At 61.3% G+C, this 13,263-nt stretch carries 18 protein-coding genes and 1 tRNA gene; 11 read left to right on the forward strand and 8 right to left on the reverse strand.

Going from position 1 to position 13,263, the window contains the following annotated elements; translation table 11 throughout:
* Nucleotides 1-116: 116 nt before the first annotated feature.
* From QN224_RS04440 to QN224_RS04455, 4 genes are all read left to right on the forward strand, one after another.
* Nucleotides 117-1,109 carry a YihY/virulence factor BrkB family protein gene (locus QN224_RS04440; RefSeq protein WP_283975684.1) on the forward strand — a complete coding sequence of 331 codons (993 nt, stop codon included), beginning with the start codon at nucleotides 117-119 and terminating at the stop codon, nucleotides 1,107-1,109.
* Nucleotides 1,110-1,308: 199 nt separating this feature from the next.
* The gene (locus QN224_RS04445) at nucleotides 1,309-1,908 is read left to right on the forward strand and encodes a nutrient deprivation-induced protein (protein ID WP_283975685.1); all 600 of its coding nucleotides are present in this window, start codon (nucleotides 1,309-1,311) and stop codon (nucleotides 1,906-1,908) included.
* The gene (locus QN224_RS04450) at nucleotides 1,901-2,320 is read left to right on the forward strand and encodes a phage holin family protein (protein WP_269277232.1); all 420 of its coding nucleotides are present in this window, start codon (nucleotides 1,901-1,903) and stop codon (nucleotides 2,318-2,320) included. The genes QN224_RS04445 and QN224_RS04450 overlap by 8 nt, the downstream gene beginning before the upstream one ends.
* Nucleotides 2,317-3,288 carry a DUF3618 domain-containing protein gene (locus tag QN224_RS04455; protein WP_283975686.1) on the forward strand — a complete coding sequence of 324 codons (972 nt, stop codon included), beginning with the start codon at nucleotides 2,317-2,319 and terminating at the stop codon, nucleotides 3,286-3,288. Before QN224_RS04450 ends, QN224_RS04455 begins: the two co-directional genes overlap by 4 nt.
* Nucleotides 3,289-3,525: 237 nt before the next feature.
* Here the strand turns inward: QN224_RS04455 and QN224_RS04460 are convergent, their stop codons facing one another.
* From QN224_RS04460 to QN224_RS04470, 3 genes are all read right to left on the reverse strand, one after another.
* On the reverse strand, nucleotides 3,526-3,999 hold the full coding sequence (locus tag QN224_RS04460; protein WP_283975687.1) for a DUF2269 family protein: 474 nt from the start codon (nucleotides 3,997-3,999) through the stop codon (nucleotides 3,526-3,528).
* Nucleotides 3,999-5,288: an SDR family oxidoreductase gene (locus QN224_RS04465; RefSeq protein ID WP_283975688.1), complete on the reverse strand. Its 1,290-nt coding sequence runs from the start codon at nucleotides 5,286-5,288 to the stop codon at nucleotides 3,999-4,001. The genes QN224_RS04460 and QN224_RS04465 overlap by 1 nt, the downstream gene beginning before the upstream one ends.
* A gap of 119 nt (nucleotides 5,289-5,407) precedes the next feature.
* On the reverse strand, nucleotides 5,408-5,593 hold the full coding sequence (locus QN224_RS04470; RefSeq protein ID WP_283975689.1) for a hypothetical protein: 186 nt from the start codon (nucleotides 5,591-5,593) through the stop codon (nucleotides 5,408-5,410).
* 397 nt (nucleotides 5,594-5,990) lie between these two features.
* Here QN224_RS04470 and QN224_RS04475 point away from each other — a divergent pair, with 397 nt between their 5' ends.
* From QN224_RS04475 to QN224_RS04495, 5 genes are all read left to right on the forward strand, one after another.
* Nucleotides 5,991-6,365: a hypothetical protein gene (locus QN224_RS04475; RefSeq protein WP_283975690.1), complete on the forward strand. Its 375-nt coding sequence runs from the start codon at nucleotides 5,991-5,993 to the stop codon at nucleotides 6,363-6,365.
* 130 nt (nucleotides 6,366-6,495) lie between these two features.
* On the forward strand, nucleotides 6,496-6,951 hold the full coding sequence (locus tag QN224_RS04480) for a hypothetical protein (RefSeq protein WP_283975691.1): 456 nt from the start codon (nucleotides 6,496-6,498) through the stop codon (nucleotides 6,949-6,951).
* 146 nt (nucleotides 6,952-7,097) lie between these two features.
* A complete protein-coding gene (locus QN224_RS04485) occupies nucleotides 7,098-7,280 on the forward strand; it encodes a hypothetical protein (protein WP_269277217.1) in 183 nt (60 codons plus the stop codon).
* Nucleotides 7,281-7,288: 8 nt separating this feature from the next.
* A complete protein-coding gene (locus QN224_RS04490; RefSeq protein ID WP_269277215.1) occupies nucleotides 7,289-7,489 on the forward strand; it encodes a hypothetical protein in 201 nt (66 codons plus the stop codon).
* Between the two features lie 426 nt (nucleotides 7,490-7,915).
* Complete coding sequence (locus QN224_RS04495; RefSeq protein WP_283975692.1) at nucleotides 7,916-8,428, forward strand: cupin domain-containing protein; 513 nt, start codon at nucleotides 7,916-7,918, stop codon at nucleotides 8,426-8,428.
* Between the two features lie 118 nt (nucleotides 8,429-8,546).
* Here QN224_RS04495 and QN224_RS04500 read toward each other — a convergent pair whose 3' ends face one another.
* Nucleotides 8,547-8,960: a hypothetical protein gene (locus QN224_RS04500; protein WP_283975693.1), complete on the reverse strand. Its 414-nt coding sequence runs from the start codon at nucleotides 8,958-8,960 to the stop codon at nucleotides 8,547-8,549.
* A 289-nt stretch (nucleotides 8,961-9,249) separates the two neighbouring features.
* On the opposite strand from QN224_RS04500, the gene QN224_RS04505 reads away from it, so the two are divergent.
* Nucleotides 9,250-9,326: transfer RNA gene (locus QN224_RS04505), tRNA-Pro, on the forward strand.
* Nucleotides 9,327-9,466: 140 nt separating this feature from the next.
* A complete protein-coding gene (locus QN224_RS04510) occupies nucleotides 9,467-9,610 on the forward strand; it encodes a hypothetical protein (RefSeq protein WP_283975694.1) in 144 nt (47 codons plus the stop codon).
* 25 nt (nucleotides 9,611-9,635) lie between these two features.
* On the opposite strand, the gene QN224_RS04515 is transcribed toward QN224_RS04510, so the two are convergent.
* From QN224_RS04515 to QN224_RS04530, 4 genes are all read right to left on the reverse strand, one after another.
* Entirely contained in the window at nucleotides 9,636-9,827 is a 192-nt protein-coding gene (locus QN224_RS04515; RefSeq protein ID WP_283975695.1) for a hypothetical protein, read from the reverse strand.
* A gap of 155 nt (nucleotides 9,828-9,982) precedes the next feature.
* A complete protein-coding gene (cysN, locus tag QN224_RS04520; RefSeq protein WP_283975696.1) occupies nucleotides 9,983-11,485 on the reverse strand; it encodes a sulfate adenylyltransferase subunit CysN in 1,503 nt (500 codons plus the stop codon).
* Entirely contained in the window at nucleotides 11,485-12,438 is a 954-nt protein-coding gene (gene cysD / locus QN224_RS04525) for a sulfate adenylyltransferase subunit CysD (protein ID WP_283975697.1), read from the reverse strand. The genes cysN and cysD overlap by 1 nt, the downstream gene beginning before the upstream one ends.
* A gap of 46 nt (nucleotides 12,439-12,484) precedes the next feature.
* On the reverse strand, nucleotides 12,485-13,240 hold the full coding sequence (locus QN224_RS04530) for a phosphoadenylyl-sulfate reductase (protein ID WP_283975698.1): 756 nt from the start codon (nucleotides 13,238-13,240) through the stop codon (nucleotides 12,485-12,487).
* Between the last annotated feature and the right edge of the window lie 23 nt (nucleotides 13,241-13,263).

The following is a 13,263-nucleotide window of genomic DNA, read 5'->3' on the forward strand; positions in this document are numbered from 1 at the left end:
GGCGCCTGCTCAAAAGCGCGCAAGAGCCCGAAGAGTCGGAACAAGGCATTTCCTCCGGAGTTGCTAATGCACGCGGCGAGAAGCGGCCGGTCTCGTCAATCAGCGGATGCCGATCCATGGGTGCGAAAGAAGCCGATATTGCCGAAAGGCTGGCGGCCACGGAGCCGGGACGAGGAAGGGACGCCGTCACTCCGGGAGACATACCTGCGAAGGGGATGCGGGACGTATTCTGGCGAGTCGTATCGGAGATCGCCGAAGAGCGGATCGTTCTGATCGCCGCGGGGGTGAGCTTTTATCTTCTGCTGGCGCTGTTTCCTGCGCTGGCTGCCCTGGTTTCAATCTATGGACTCGTCTCGGACCCTTCCGCGATCGGCACACACATGAGCATGCTGGCAGCGGTGTTGCCACCCGGATCCTACGATCTCATCATGGATCAGTTGCAGAACCTGACGACGCAGAAGACGACCACGCTCGGCATCGGCTTCCTTGTGAGCCTGCTGGTCTCGTTGTGGAGCGCTGCCAATGGCATTGCGGCGCTCTTCGACGCGATGAATGTTGCCTATGGAGAGAATGAAAAGAGAGGCTTCCTGTCGAGAACCCTCTTGTGTCTCGCATTCACCTTCGCGGCCCTGTTGTTCGCCGTCGTGCTGATCGTGGCGATTGGCGTGGTGCCGGCGGTACTCGCCTATTTGTGGCTCGATCGGTGGGTGGAGGTCTTGACCAAGGTGGCGAGGTGGCCGGCCATTCTGCTTCTTGCCACCATCGGCACCGTCCTCATCTATCGCTTTGGGCCAAGCCGGGAACGGGCGAAGCTCAGATGGCTGAACTGGGGCGCGGTATTCAGCACATTGCTCTGGCTCGCCGCCTCGTGGATCTTTTCCTTCTATCTGGAACACTTCGCCAACTACAACGCCACATATGGCGCTCTCGGCGCACTTGCTGGCCTCATGATGTGGGTCTGGATCTCGGTAATCATTCTTATCGTTGGCGCGCTCCTCAATGCCGAACTCGAGCACCAGACAGCGACGGACTCCACAACAGGTGAGCCACTGCCAATGGGCGAACGCGGTGCTTACGTGGCCGATACGCTGGGGAAGGCGGCCGATTGACGGGCGAACTCACGGGAGCGGAAGCAAACGCTGGGCTGCGACACGAATGGCCCCGCGAGATGGGGCCGCTTGCCCCGCAAGGCGTCTGAAACATCGACAATAATTCCGGAATCGGCCCTGGCAGGGAACAAGGCTTCAAGTGGCTCGTTTGATTGCACACACGTGAATCGATCCCGTTACGCGATGGGAGGAGCCGAAAATGAACAATGAACCAAATGACCGCGGCGACCCATTGGGAGCGCCCGCGATGGCCCCGCAAAGTGTCGACGATATTCATGGCGCGCAAACCAGCGGAACTGGCATGACAGATCGCAACTTGCAGCAGGCAGTGCAGGAGGATCTGAACGACGTCAGAGAGTTCGCCGACGAGCAGGCGGAGCGCACCAAGGAAGCCGCAAGCCGCGCCGCCGAGCACGAGAAGAACGTCGTGGCGCGCCAGTTGAGCGGCGTCGCAATGGCCGTTGAGAAAGTCGGCTCCGAACTCCAACAGTCGGATCAACAGGCTCTCGGCCGCTACGCCCAACAGATCGGCACATCGCTCGGGAACTTCGCGCGCGACGTCGAAGGGCGCGACTTCGGCGAAATTGCGGGAATGGCTGAAGACTTCGGCCGAAAGCAGCCGCTCGCCTTTCTCGGAATGGCGGCGATCGCGGGCCTGGCCGCCAGTCGGTTTCTGACCGCCTCGGCTCAGCGTCGCACTCGCCGGAACGTTTCCCGGCCGTCCTCCGCGTCGCCGTCGGCAAGTGGCCGGCCAGGTGAAGGCGGGTGGAATTTTGAGGAGGATCAGCGCAATGGCTAACCATCGGGACGACCGCCCCCTGTCGGAACTCATGACCGGTTTGGTGGCGGATATATCCGGGCTTTTCCGCAAGGAAATCGACCTGGCAAAGACCGAGGCATCCGAGACATTGAACCGGGCGATAGGCAGCCTCGAAACGCTTCTTGTCGGCTTGATCTTCGCAATCGGCGCCATCGGTGTGCTCCTGGCTGCGGTCGTCCAGGGACTGGCCGCATTTCTGGTGACTCGGGGCATAACCGAACCGAATGCCGAGGCATTATCAGCGGCTATTGTGGGTGTCGTCGTGGGGTTGCTCGCCTGGGCAATGATTTCGCGCAGCCTGTCGACACTGAAGGGCAGCAGTCTCAAGCTCGATAGAACAGCAACCTCGCTGCAGCGCGACCTGGACGTGGTGAAGGAGAGAGTGCGATGAACGATGCTTCCCACACGCATTCGGCTGCCGAGTTGCAGCAAGAGATCGAGGCCGATCGCCAGCGGATCGAAGAAAAGCTCCACGCTATTCAGGAGCGCATGTCGCCAGGACAGCTGATGGACGAACTGCTCGACTATGCCAAGACGAGCGGGGGAGCTGAATATCTCAGCAATCTTGGTGTCGCACTTAAGGCAAATCCGATCCCTGTCGCATTGATGGGGGTCAGTCTGGCTTGGTTGCTCGCCAATCCGGGGTCCCGCGCTCCAGGATTAAGGGAAGACGACGAGGCGGATGAATATCCGCTCGCGACCGTGAAGGGTTCCGTAAGGCGCATCGGACCGGTGGAGGCGAGCTTCGGCGAGCGGTATAGCCACTTCACGGATGAAAGCGGCAATCGCTTCAGGGCCCTGACGGATCCAGAAGGTCGTCGGGCCGGCCACTTTGTCGACCCGAGCGGCAGCGTTTATCGCGGTTTTGCCGACGCGGCCGGAAAGCAGATCGAAGATATACGCGACGAGACCGGTGCCTTGTTCGACGAGGCCTCCGGTTGGGCATCCAGAACATGGCGGGAGGTGGGTGCCACGGTAAGCCGCGTGACCGGCTCCATTGCTGACGCCGGTAAGTCTCTCGCGAGCCGTGCACAGGACGCGGGCCGATCGCTGCAGGATGAAGGTGCGCAGCTCAATGCGGCTATCCTCAAGCATTTCCGCGACCAGCCCCTGGTCGGCGGCGCGCTCGCCTTCGCGGTCGGCGCCGCGATAGGCGCCGCGCTGCCGCATACCGAGACCGAGGATGAGGCCATGGGCGAGGCGTCCGACCAGGTGCGTGGCAACCTGGCGGCGAGAACGAATGCGGCGGTTGGCGAGGCGCTGGAAACGGGGCAGGAGATCCTGGACAAGGCGGGTGATGCTGCGCTTGAAGCTCACGACGCCGCCAAGGAGCGAATGCGCGAATCGGTCCGCGAATGAAACCGGGCTCGCGGGTGTACGTCGAAATCCAAACGATCATCGCGGAACGAAGCGGTGGGTCGGTTTATGGAGTCATTGCCGGACGGCAAGACCCGGGTTCATGGAGTCAAGGCCTCGCCGATCGCTCTGGCGTGTCTGGGGCGCGCCGAAACTCGACGGATGCCCAGCATGACCAGCGTTCGCGTGGGAAGGTCCCGCCGTCGCCCAAGCATTGTGTCCACCCGCGAATCCGCCTCCCTACCACTCGATGGCCGGTCGGGTGATCATAAGCCAGAAAATCGCAAGAACGGCACCAAATGCCGGAAAGCCGAAGGCGAACCACAGACGGAAGAGCTGATGGTAGCGTTTTGGCAGCGGCTCGACGTCTTTGCACGCCACTTCCGCGAGCCTGCGCATTTCCATCTGCATCCAGACAACCGGAAGCCAAAACGCTCCCGTAACAGCGTACAGAAGCAGGGAAAGAAGTATCCAGCCTTCCATCAACGAATAGCCGACGTGCCAAGCAAGGGCGATCCCGGTGACGGGCTGCAGGATGACGGCGGTTGCGGTGAACAGGAAGTCGGCCAGGATGACGATACGCGCCACGGCAGCAATCGTATCTGTGCGGCCGGTGCGGTGGGCCAGAAACATGAAGAACGCGATTCCGGCTCCCGTGCCCAGCAGGACTGAAGCGCCGATAAGATGCAGGTACTTGAGCACGAAATAAAGCATCATCGTTCCTTGAGAATCGCCAGCGCGACGAGGTGTAACGCGAGGATCGGCCAGATTTTCATGAGAGGCCCCAGCGGTTCGCTCCATAGCTCTGGAAGCAGGACCGTTCCGGCGAGTGCATAGAAGAGCGACAGACAGATCGCGCCGTAGAGTCCGATGCGGCTGGTTCGACGGACTGCGATCGCGAGCCCGACAAGAATGTCTGCAAGTGCTCCGGCGACGACGCTGGGTCCTGCGAGAATATCGGCTCCGGCTCGTTGCATCAGATCGACGCCGATGCCGTATCCGGACGTAAGCGAGACAATGCCCGTACCGATCCAAAACAGCGACAGAATGATGAAAATAACGGGCTTCAGGAGATAGAGCTTGGCGAACCAGCGTTCCTGGACGGAAACCGGCGTTCTGGCGAGTGCCTCGGACAATGCCAATGGTTGAATCTGCGTGGTCTCGAGCCACGGCTGGATATCGCCAACCGCGCCGCGTGCGATCTCCTTTTGCGCGGTGCTCCGTGTCGGCGGGCGCCAGCCCATTGCGCCGGCAAGATCGCTAAACCTGTAGATGAGGTCGGCCAAAAGAGGAGGTATCCTGATCACTCGAGCAGCCCGCCAGCCAAGCCAGCGACGGTAGGTGCCTACAACGTCTTCAAAAGACAGGACCTCCGGCCCGGCGATCTCCAGCACGAGCCGTTCGGGAGCATCCGGGCTGACGAATATCTCGACTGTGCGCACCACATCTTCGAGGCGAACGACCTGGAGCGGGCCAGTCTTCGGCATGAGCGGCAGGACCGGCAAAGCCGCCAACCCCCTGAAGAGGGCACTGGCTCCGAAGGCTCCGGGACCAAGCACGACAGAGGGGCGGAGAATGACCCAATCGAGATCTCGAGCCATCAATGCCCTGTCGCCTTCAAGTTTCGTTTGCGAAAATGACGAGGGCTGCTCCTTTTCCACGCCCATCGCAGAGAAATGGATAACCCGGCGCACGCCGGCCTGTTCGCAAGCCCTGAATAGTGCCGACGGGCCACGCGCATGAACGCCGGACGTACTTTCGCCGGGACCGTCTTGAAGTGTGCCTGCGCAGTTCACGACAGCGGCAATACCCGATAAATGAGGCAGCCAATCTGCGGGTTCGACTGCCCGCGCGAGATCGATTTCGACGACTTCGCCGCCTCCTCCAGAGGCCAATGTCGAGCCGGGCCGAACCACGCGCACGATTGTCATGCCGCGCTCGGAAAGCTTTGCGCATACTGCTGAGCCGATCAGGCCGGAAGCGCCTACCACAAGCACTCTCATAGTCCATCCTTACGAATGTTCGGCGCTGTCGTAGCACTTCGCCCGAACGAAGGTCTGGTGGTTCTCACGGCTCCAGATCTGGGGACAGCCTTATGTGCTCGATGCTCTACGAACTTGCGTCAGGTCTTCGCGCTTGAATTCGGATTGTGCTTGTCGCTTTCGCTGACAGAACCCTTCGAGGCCTTGGAACCCCCACCCCACTGTTGCGCCTTACGCGCATCGTCGCCTCCGACGTGACCAGGTTGGTTTTTCTTGGCAGTACCGCTTTCTCCCTTGTTCTTGGGACGGTCTGATTTGTTTGCCATCTCATGCTCCATAGGTTTTGGTGCCGGCTTCCGCGCCTGGACCAGCACATGCGGGAAACCTTTGCCCGCCGGCTGCATCCGACCGGAGTTCATCGGGCCATGGTCCCGCCGCCAACCGGTTGAATACCGATCCGAACGATCGAAGAACTGATCGGTTCCAAACTCGCTCCAAGGCGCAGTATGACGGATGAAGTCGAGCGGTCCGCCGTGCGGAAGGCAGGTTCTCCCACCTCCATGTTGTCGGCAACCGCGGTCGAGCGAAGGGAGTCACTCGCATGTTTCCTATTGCCTGCGCCTCGATCAAAGCGGTCAACGCGGGAACATCGGCGCATCCCGCGGGTTCGACCATCATCGAGAATGGTCGATGCTGCTGGCTAACATGTCGACGGAGAATCCAATGGCGTTGTTCGAGATAATGGCTGACCAAAAAACCTCTAAGGAACTCGACGTTGCGCTTGTGATGCTGACCAGCAACGAAGACAGCGGCGGATCGCGCAAGGGAATTACACTTACGCACGAACTCGTCGAGGATGCCTTTGATGGTGACCGCGGCAGAGCGGCTGAAGCGGTCCGGTCCGGAGTAGTCGATCATGAGGCGATGCGCAGGATCGGCAGCCCGGACAAGCTCGTCTACCAACCTCAAAACGCAGACGGGGCAAGTACCGCCCATTGGACCTTGGCTGTGTTCAGCCGGGACGATCTGGGTCTGTTCGAGGGACCGGTACGCTCCGAGATGAAGGCGGGCTCGCCTGTCGGCGGCACTCGCACGTAGCTGCCATGTGGCGAAGCGGTTTGGCTCGGCGGTCCTCATGCCACTGGAAGACCTTTGAGCCGTCTCTCCGTTCGGTATCTCCTTCGATTGTCACGACCGCCCGCAAACCGACGCCGCCTAGGAGATATCGATGTCAGGCAGAGTAGTGTTTGCGAGCGGAGCGTGCGCTGGCCTGGCCACGGTCTTGGTGCTGATGGCCTCGGCCAATCGTCGAGGGCGAAGTCACTGGCGACCGATCAACGCGACGAGCCACTGGGTGCACGGCCGAGCCGCTGGCTCCGTATCCCGCTTCGACCTCTCTCACACGCTTACCGGTTTCGTGACGCACATGCTTGCCTCGTTCTGGTGGGCGCTGCCGTTTTCGGCCTTGCTGGGGAGTAATACGGCGAGCGCGCCGCGCGTGGTGGCGGCGGCCGCAGGCACGACCGTACTCGCGGCCCTCGTTGATTACGGTCTGGTGCCGAGACGCCTTACTCCTGGCTGGGAACTGGCCTTACCGAAAACGGACATCGCGAAGGCTTATGTCGCCATGGCTCTGGGCCTGGCATTGGGCACCTTCCTGCATCACGATGCGCGGATGCGCTGATCTGGATCGCAGATCGAGCTTCGTAGCTGCGGCGATGGTGACGCCCCTCAAATGTGACATCCTGGGAACAACATCCGATCTGACGTGTTGGAAATCGAGGCCAGCGTGCGTTGGCGAAAAATCCAAACACTTCGGGAGAGTTTTATATGAGCAGTCGGCCACCCCCAATTCCTCCGGAAAATCGCAGCGGGAAGGGAACTGGAGAGCCCGCAACAAACGCATCGGTCGAGTCCAAGAAGCCAGAGACACCCTCGGATCCAGAGAAGAAGGGGCAGCAAGGCAATACGAAGATCAACACGACCCATCAGGGCTACCAACAGGATCGATGAGGAGCATCATGTCCACTTCCAAGAAGACGCCGGCAAGCATCCGCCAAGGCGGTCCAGGTGCTTCGCATGAAAATGCCAAAGCTCCGTTGGATATCCCGAAGCCACCCGCCGAACCTGACAAGCGTACCCGCAGCAAGGTTTCCGGCGGCGGAGGCGAGCACGACAGCCACCACACTCACGATCCGGGGCGGAAGGGTGGTCAGGGTTAGATCATTTCACTTTGAGCTACGCAATTCTGGACGGAAAACCGCTTGCCGTTAGGCAACTCTCCGTTCGGTGACCGACAAGATCGAGATCATGGTTACCGTATTTGATTCGACCAACACATGGTCGAGGCCTGTCGCAGCTCCTCCCACGGCAGGCTCTTTTTTTGACGCTGGTGGTCAAATCGGCCAAACGGTGCGTTGAGCGGAATGCCAGCCTGTTGTTGTTCGCTGATTGCCCTGTCACGCTGCCCGCAGAGTTCAAGAGGCCGAGCGGGAGTCGTCGCAGGTTGTGCTCAACGGTCATGTTGCTAATGTCTGCCGGACCGGTCCCGGCGTGTTCGTCGCATCTGGCAGACACGGGACTGCTCATAACTATCATCTCGTGCCGAGTCGCCTGCGCTAGCCATACCGGAAGAATGGAGACGGAGAATGTCGGACCACCACCATCACCACGACCATGATCGTGACGACAAGCACGGCGAGGACCGGTGGAAACACAACGGTGTCCGCGTCATCAAAGGTGATCAATTGGACGGCAATACCGCCCAGACGCCCGGCATGTACCGGCAGGCAGCCATCAATCATGCGCGTGTCGGCGCCCAGAAGATCTGGGCCGGAACCGTCGCGATCGAGCCCAATGCCAAGACCGGCGTGCATCACCACGGGCCGCTCGAAAGCGTGATCTTCGTCGTCCGCGGCAAGGCGCGAATGCGCTGGGGCGACAGGCTGGAATATGTCGCGGAGGCAGGCCCGGGGGACTTCATCTACGTGCCGCCATACGTGCCGCACCAGGAAATCAATGCGGATCCTGAACATCCGCTCGAATGCGTGCTGGTGCGGTCCGATAACGAGGCCGTCGTCGTTAACATCACCGATATCGATCCGGTCGAGAAGCCGGAGGAGATCTACTGGGTGGATCCGATCCACAAGCATCCGGGCTGACCGTTTGCCAGAACCGAGGCATCTTGTTTGGATGCCATACTGTGGATCGCTGCAGCCCACACGAAAAACCCGCCTGCTTTCGCGGACGGGTTCCATAGTCGGTGTACGGTGAGGGTTCTCACTCCGCCTTCGCCCCACCCAGAAATTCCTCGCACCAGCTTGGGCCGTTGGCGCGCTTGCGGTCGCCGACGAGGCGGATCGAGCGGATGACGTAGTCGGAAGAGACGGTGAGCTGGACGGAACAGCTCAGATATTCGGTACGGGCGGCGGAGATGCGCTTGCCGCGTTTGCCGTCGGCTGTCTTTTCATACTCGGCCGGGATCTTGCGGGTCTTGTAGCCGCCCTTCCAGCTATAGACGGTGTCGTCACCGGTTTCGACGTCGGCAATCGGCGGGCCGAACTGGGCGAAGAAGATACCAGCGGGCTTGCCCAGCCACCGGGTCTCGACGGCGTTTTTTGCCACCCCTGAAGTCGTCGTGCAGCCGGCAAGGGCCAGCACAAGGCCGGCGACCGTCGTCATGCGGAAGTTCATGTTTTTTGTCCCTTTGAGTCTCGTTCTGAAATCTGCGGCGCGGAAGCCCGTATCCCCCGGTTTTCCTAGCTTTCCGCTGAGCCTCTAGCGCTAAAAGACGCGAAAGAAAATCCGCCCTGGCCGCCGGGATTCAGGAAAATATTAAGCGTTGCAGAAACGCCCTATTGCCGCTCCAGCCGAGGGGCGCCAATGGGTTTCCACCGATTGAATTTTTGCGCCAGGCTGCATTCTTTTTGAGATAGGCGCTTGTGAAATCGAAAATGCTGTTCTATAGAGGCGCCGCTGGTCACGGAGTGTAGCGCAGTCTGGTAGCGCACCACGTTCGGGACGTGGGGGTCGCGTGTTCGAATCACGCCACTCCGACCAGCCAAATCAATCACTTATCGAGCTATTTTGCCGCCGACGAGCCGAGCGAACGACGTATCGCACCCTCTTGGGCGGCGCGGCCTGACGGCGCCCTGCCGAGGCGGACTGTCTCACGGCAAACGCATTCCGGTGAGGCTGTGATGTTGAAGGAACCAATTTTCACACTGCGCGAGATCGCTATCTGGTCCGCCATTCTCGGCAGCGTCGTCGGCTACCAGCTCTGGCGCAACGGCGACCCGCCGCCGCTGACGATGCAACTTGCCCCGATCGAGCGGCCCGCCTGACGATTTGCGGGCGCAGACTGCTCCCTTACTCCTCAGGAAGTCCATTGCGTCTTGCCGCTCTCAGCAGGTCCACTTCCGGTGCGGCAGGGTCGAATTCGTCTTCGAGACGGCTGGCTTCGTCCTCGTCCATGCGGTATTTCCGCGCAAATCCTTCGATCGTCATAGTGCGGCCGTCGAAGCCCCCATCGGGCGTTTCCTTCCCATTGTTGCCAAGCATGGCTGCGTCTCCTTGCTATGCCTGGCGAAAAGCTAGGGCGGGAGCGTCGGTTTGGAAGAGTGAAGCGAGGCGAGACGGCCGCCGCCGACCGAATGGCATGGACAAATGAAAAAGGGGCCGAGCGGCCCCCTTTCCAGCTTCGACAAAGTTGCCGATCAGCCGTCGATCGAATCGATGATTTCCGCCGCCTTGCCGGCATTGACGCGGCGGATTTCCGCGTCTTCACGCCGGCTGGCAAAAAGTTCCGTTGCCATCAGTTGATCGGCGAGGTCTGCCGGCAGCGACAGGATAACCCGGCTCTCCTCCGCATGAATGCCACCGAGCGCCGCGCGTTTGGCAGTGATCATGCCGCCGGCGACCGTGTTGTTGGTGTCCGGGTCGATCAGGATGAAGGCGCCGGTGGTACGGTTCTGTTCATAAGCGTCGAAAATCGCCTGTTCATCGAAGGCCAGGTGAACCTTGCCGATCGCGTTCATCGGCAGCTCTTGCGTCTGGTTCCACTTGCCGGTCTTGAGATCGAGCTGGCTTGCGGGCTGCACTTGCACGCGCTGGCGGCGGCTGCCGGATTTCAGCCAGTAACGCTTGCCGGGCTGGATGCCTTCCGGCTGGAGCGCGACAAGCTGGGCGTCGAAGGCGAGCCCGGTCATCGGCTGGCTGTCGATCGCGGCGATCACGTCGCCGCGGGAAACGTCCACCTGACGGTCGAGCACGAGCGTGATCGCGTCGCCCGCAACGGCGGCATTGCGCACGAGATCGAAGGTGACGATCTTCGTGACGTTGGCAACCATGCCGGACGGCAGGATGACGACGGAATCGCCGGGCTTCACCGAGCCGCCGGCGACGGTACCCTGATAGCCGCGGAAGCTCTCGCCCGGGCGCGAGACTCGCTGCACCGGCAGGCGGAAGCCGACCGTCTGTGCAGAGCGCGTTGTCGCAAGCTCAAGGACCTCGATCAGCGTCGGGCCATCGTACCAGGGCATGGAGGCGCGGCCGTCATAGACGACGTTCTCGCCCTTGAGTGCCGAAACCGGGATCGCGGTGACCTGCCGCACGCCGAGCGACAAGGCGAGTTCCTTGAACTCGTGCGAGATCTGCTCGAAGCGGCTACGGTCATAATCGGTGAGGTCGATCTTGTTGACGGCGAGCACGAACTGGCGGATGCCCATCAGCGTCGCGATCGTTGCGTGACGCCGGGTTTGTTCCAGGAGGCCGACGCGGGCGTCGACCAAGAGCACGGCGAGATCGGCAGTCGAAGCGCCGGTCGCCATGTTGCGGGTGTATTGTTCGTGGCCGGGCGTGTCAGCAACGATGAAGGAGCGCTTGTCGGTCGAGAAATAGCGGTAGGCGACGTCGATGGTGATGCCCTGTTCGCGCTCGGCCTGCAGCCCGTCCAGAAGCAGCGCGAAATCGGGCAAGCCGAGATCGTTCTGCTTGCCGCTGGAATCGCGCTCGAGCGTGGCGGCCTGGTCTTCCTTGACCGCCTTCGTGTCCCAAAGCAACCGGCCGATCAGCGTCGATTTGCCGTCATCGACGCTGCCGCAGGTGATAAGGCGAAGCGGACGGGAATCGCGCGTGGCGCGCACCGGCTCCTGCGCCGGAAAGGCCGCGACGGTGGTTGCTTCGTCCAGCGCGGCGTTCGCGATTGCGGGTGCGGTCATCAGAAATATCCCTCGCGTTTTTTCTTTTCCATCGAGCCGGACTGGTCCCGGTCGATGGCGCGTCCCTGTCGTTCGGAGACGGTCGCGGTTTCAAGTTCGGAAATGATGTCGTCGAGCGTGGTGGCACCGGAGCGGATGGCTCCCGTCAGCGGGAAACAGCCGAGCGTGCGGAAGCGGATCACTTCCTCGCGCTTAAATTCACCCGGGAGAAATTCGAGACGCGGATCTTCGGCAAGGATCATCATGCCGTCACGCTCGACGATCGGACGCTTCTTCGCAAAATAGAGCGGCACGATCGGGATCTCTTCCGCTTGGATGTAGCGCCAGATGTCGACCTCGGTCCAGTTGGAGAGCGGGAAGGCGCGCACGCTCTCGCCCTTGCGGACCATGCCGTTGTAGATGTTCCAGAGCTCGGGGCGCTGGTTGCGCGGATCCCAGCGGTGGTCCGGCGTGCGGAACGAATAGATGCGTTCCTTGGCGCGGCTTGCTTCCTCGTCGCGGCGTGCGCCGCCGAAGGCGGCATCGTATTGGCCGGCGTCAAGCGCCTGGCGCAGCGCTTCGGTTTTCATGATGTCGGTGTAGAGCGCCGAGCCGTGCGAGAAGGGAGTTACGTTCTCTGCTGCCCCGCGCGGGTTGGTGTGAACGACCAGGTCGAGATCGTATTTTTCGACGATCTCGTCGCGAAACGCGATCATCTCCCGGAACTTCCAGCCGGTGTCGACATGAAGCAGCGGAAAGGGGACGCGGCCGGGATAGAAGGCCTTGCGCGCCAGATGCAGGAGCACGGACGAATCCTTGCCGATCGAATAGAGCATGACCGGACGCTCGAATTCGGCGGCAACCTCACGGAAAATGTGGATCGCTTCGTTTTCAAGTGCCTTCAGATGCGGGTCGAGCGGCGGCTTCGCGCTCTGCGGATTATGCAGTTCCGTTTCCGGATGGTTATGGGGCATTTCGAACTCCGGGGAGGATACGTGTCTCTCGGTGCGCCGGCCGCTTTCAGGCAGCATTGCTGGCGCTGGGAATGATAGAGGAGGCCGCTTCCGGCACGTGCAGGCCGCATTCGCGCTTCTCGTCGTTCTCCCACCACCAGCGTCCGGCGCGCTCGGGCTCGCCGGGCTTTATCGCACGGGTGCAGGGCTCGCAACCGATCGACGGATAGCCGCGGGCGTGGAGCGGGTTAACGGGAATGGCATTGGTCGCGACGTGGGCGCGGATCGTCTCGATATCCCAGTCCGCCAGCGGATTGATCTTGATGAGGCCGCGTTCGAGGTCCGCTTCGGCAAACGGCGTAGCGGCCCGGTTGCCTGACTGACCACGGCGAAGGCCGGTGATCCAGTAGCTTGCCCCCTCGAGCGCACGCGCAAGCGGTTTCAGCTTGCGCACGCCGCAACAGGCATGTCTTGCTTCCACGCTTTCGTAGAAGCCGTTCACGCCATACTCAGCCACATAGGCATCAATGTCGGCCTTTTCGGGGTAGAAACGCTTGATCAGGATCCCGTAGGTTTCCTCGGTCTTGTCGATAAGCGCGACGGTCTCGTTGAAGAGGCGGCCGGTCTTCAGTGTCGCAACGTCGATATCGAGCTGATCCGTGCCGATCGCGGCCGTGATGACCTGGTCCTCGATGCCGAGCGACGTCGTGAAGACGGCTCTGCCTTCAAGATCGGCGACCAGCGCCAGGCGTCCGGCAAGATCGAGGCCCGCGAGCGCTTCGCTCAGGGCTTTCGCTTCGGCTTCGAGGGTCTGCGTGGTCATGGCTAAATCCCGTTGCAATTTGC

This window comes from Sinorhizobium sp. 7-81, assembly GCF_030124405.1.
GTDB classification, from domain to species: Bacteria; Pseudomonadota; Alphaproteobacteria; order Rhizobiales; family Rhizobiaceae; genus Sinorhizobium; species Sinorhizobium psoraleae.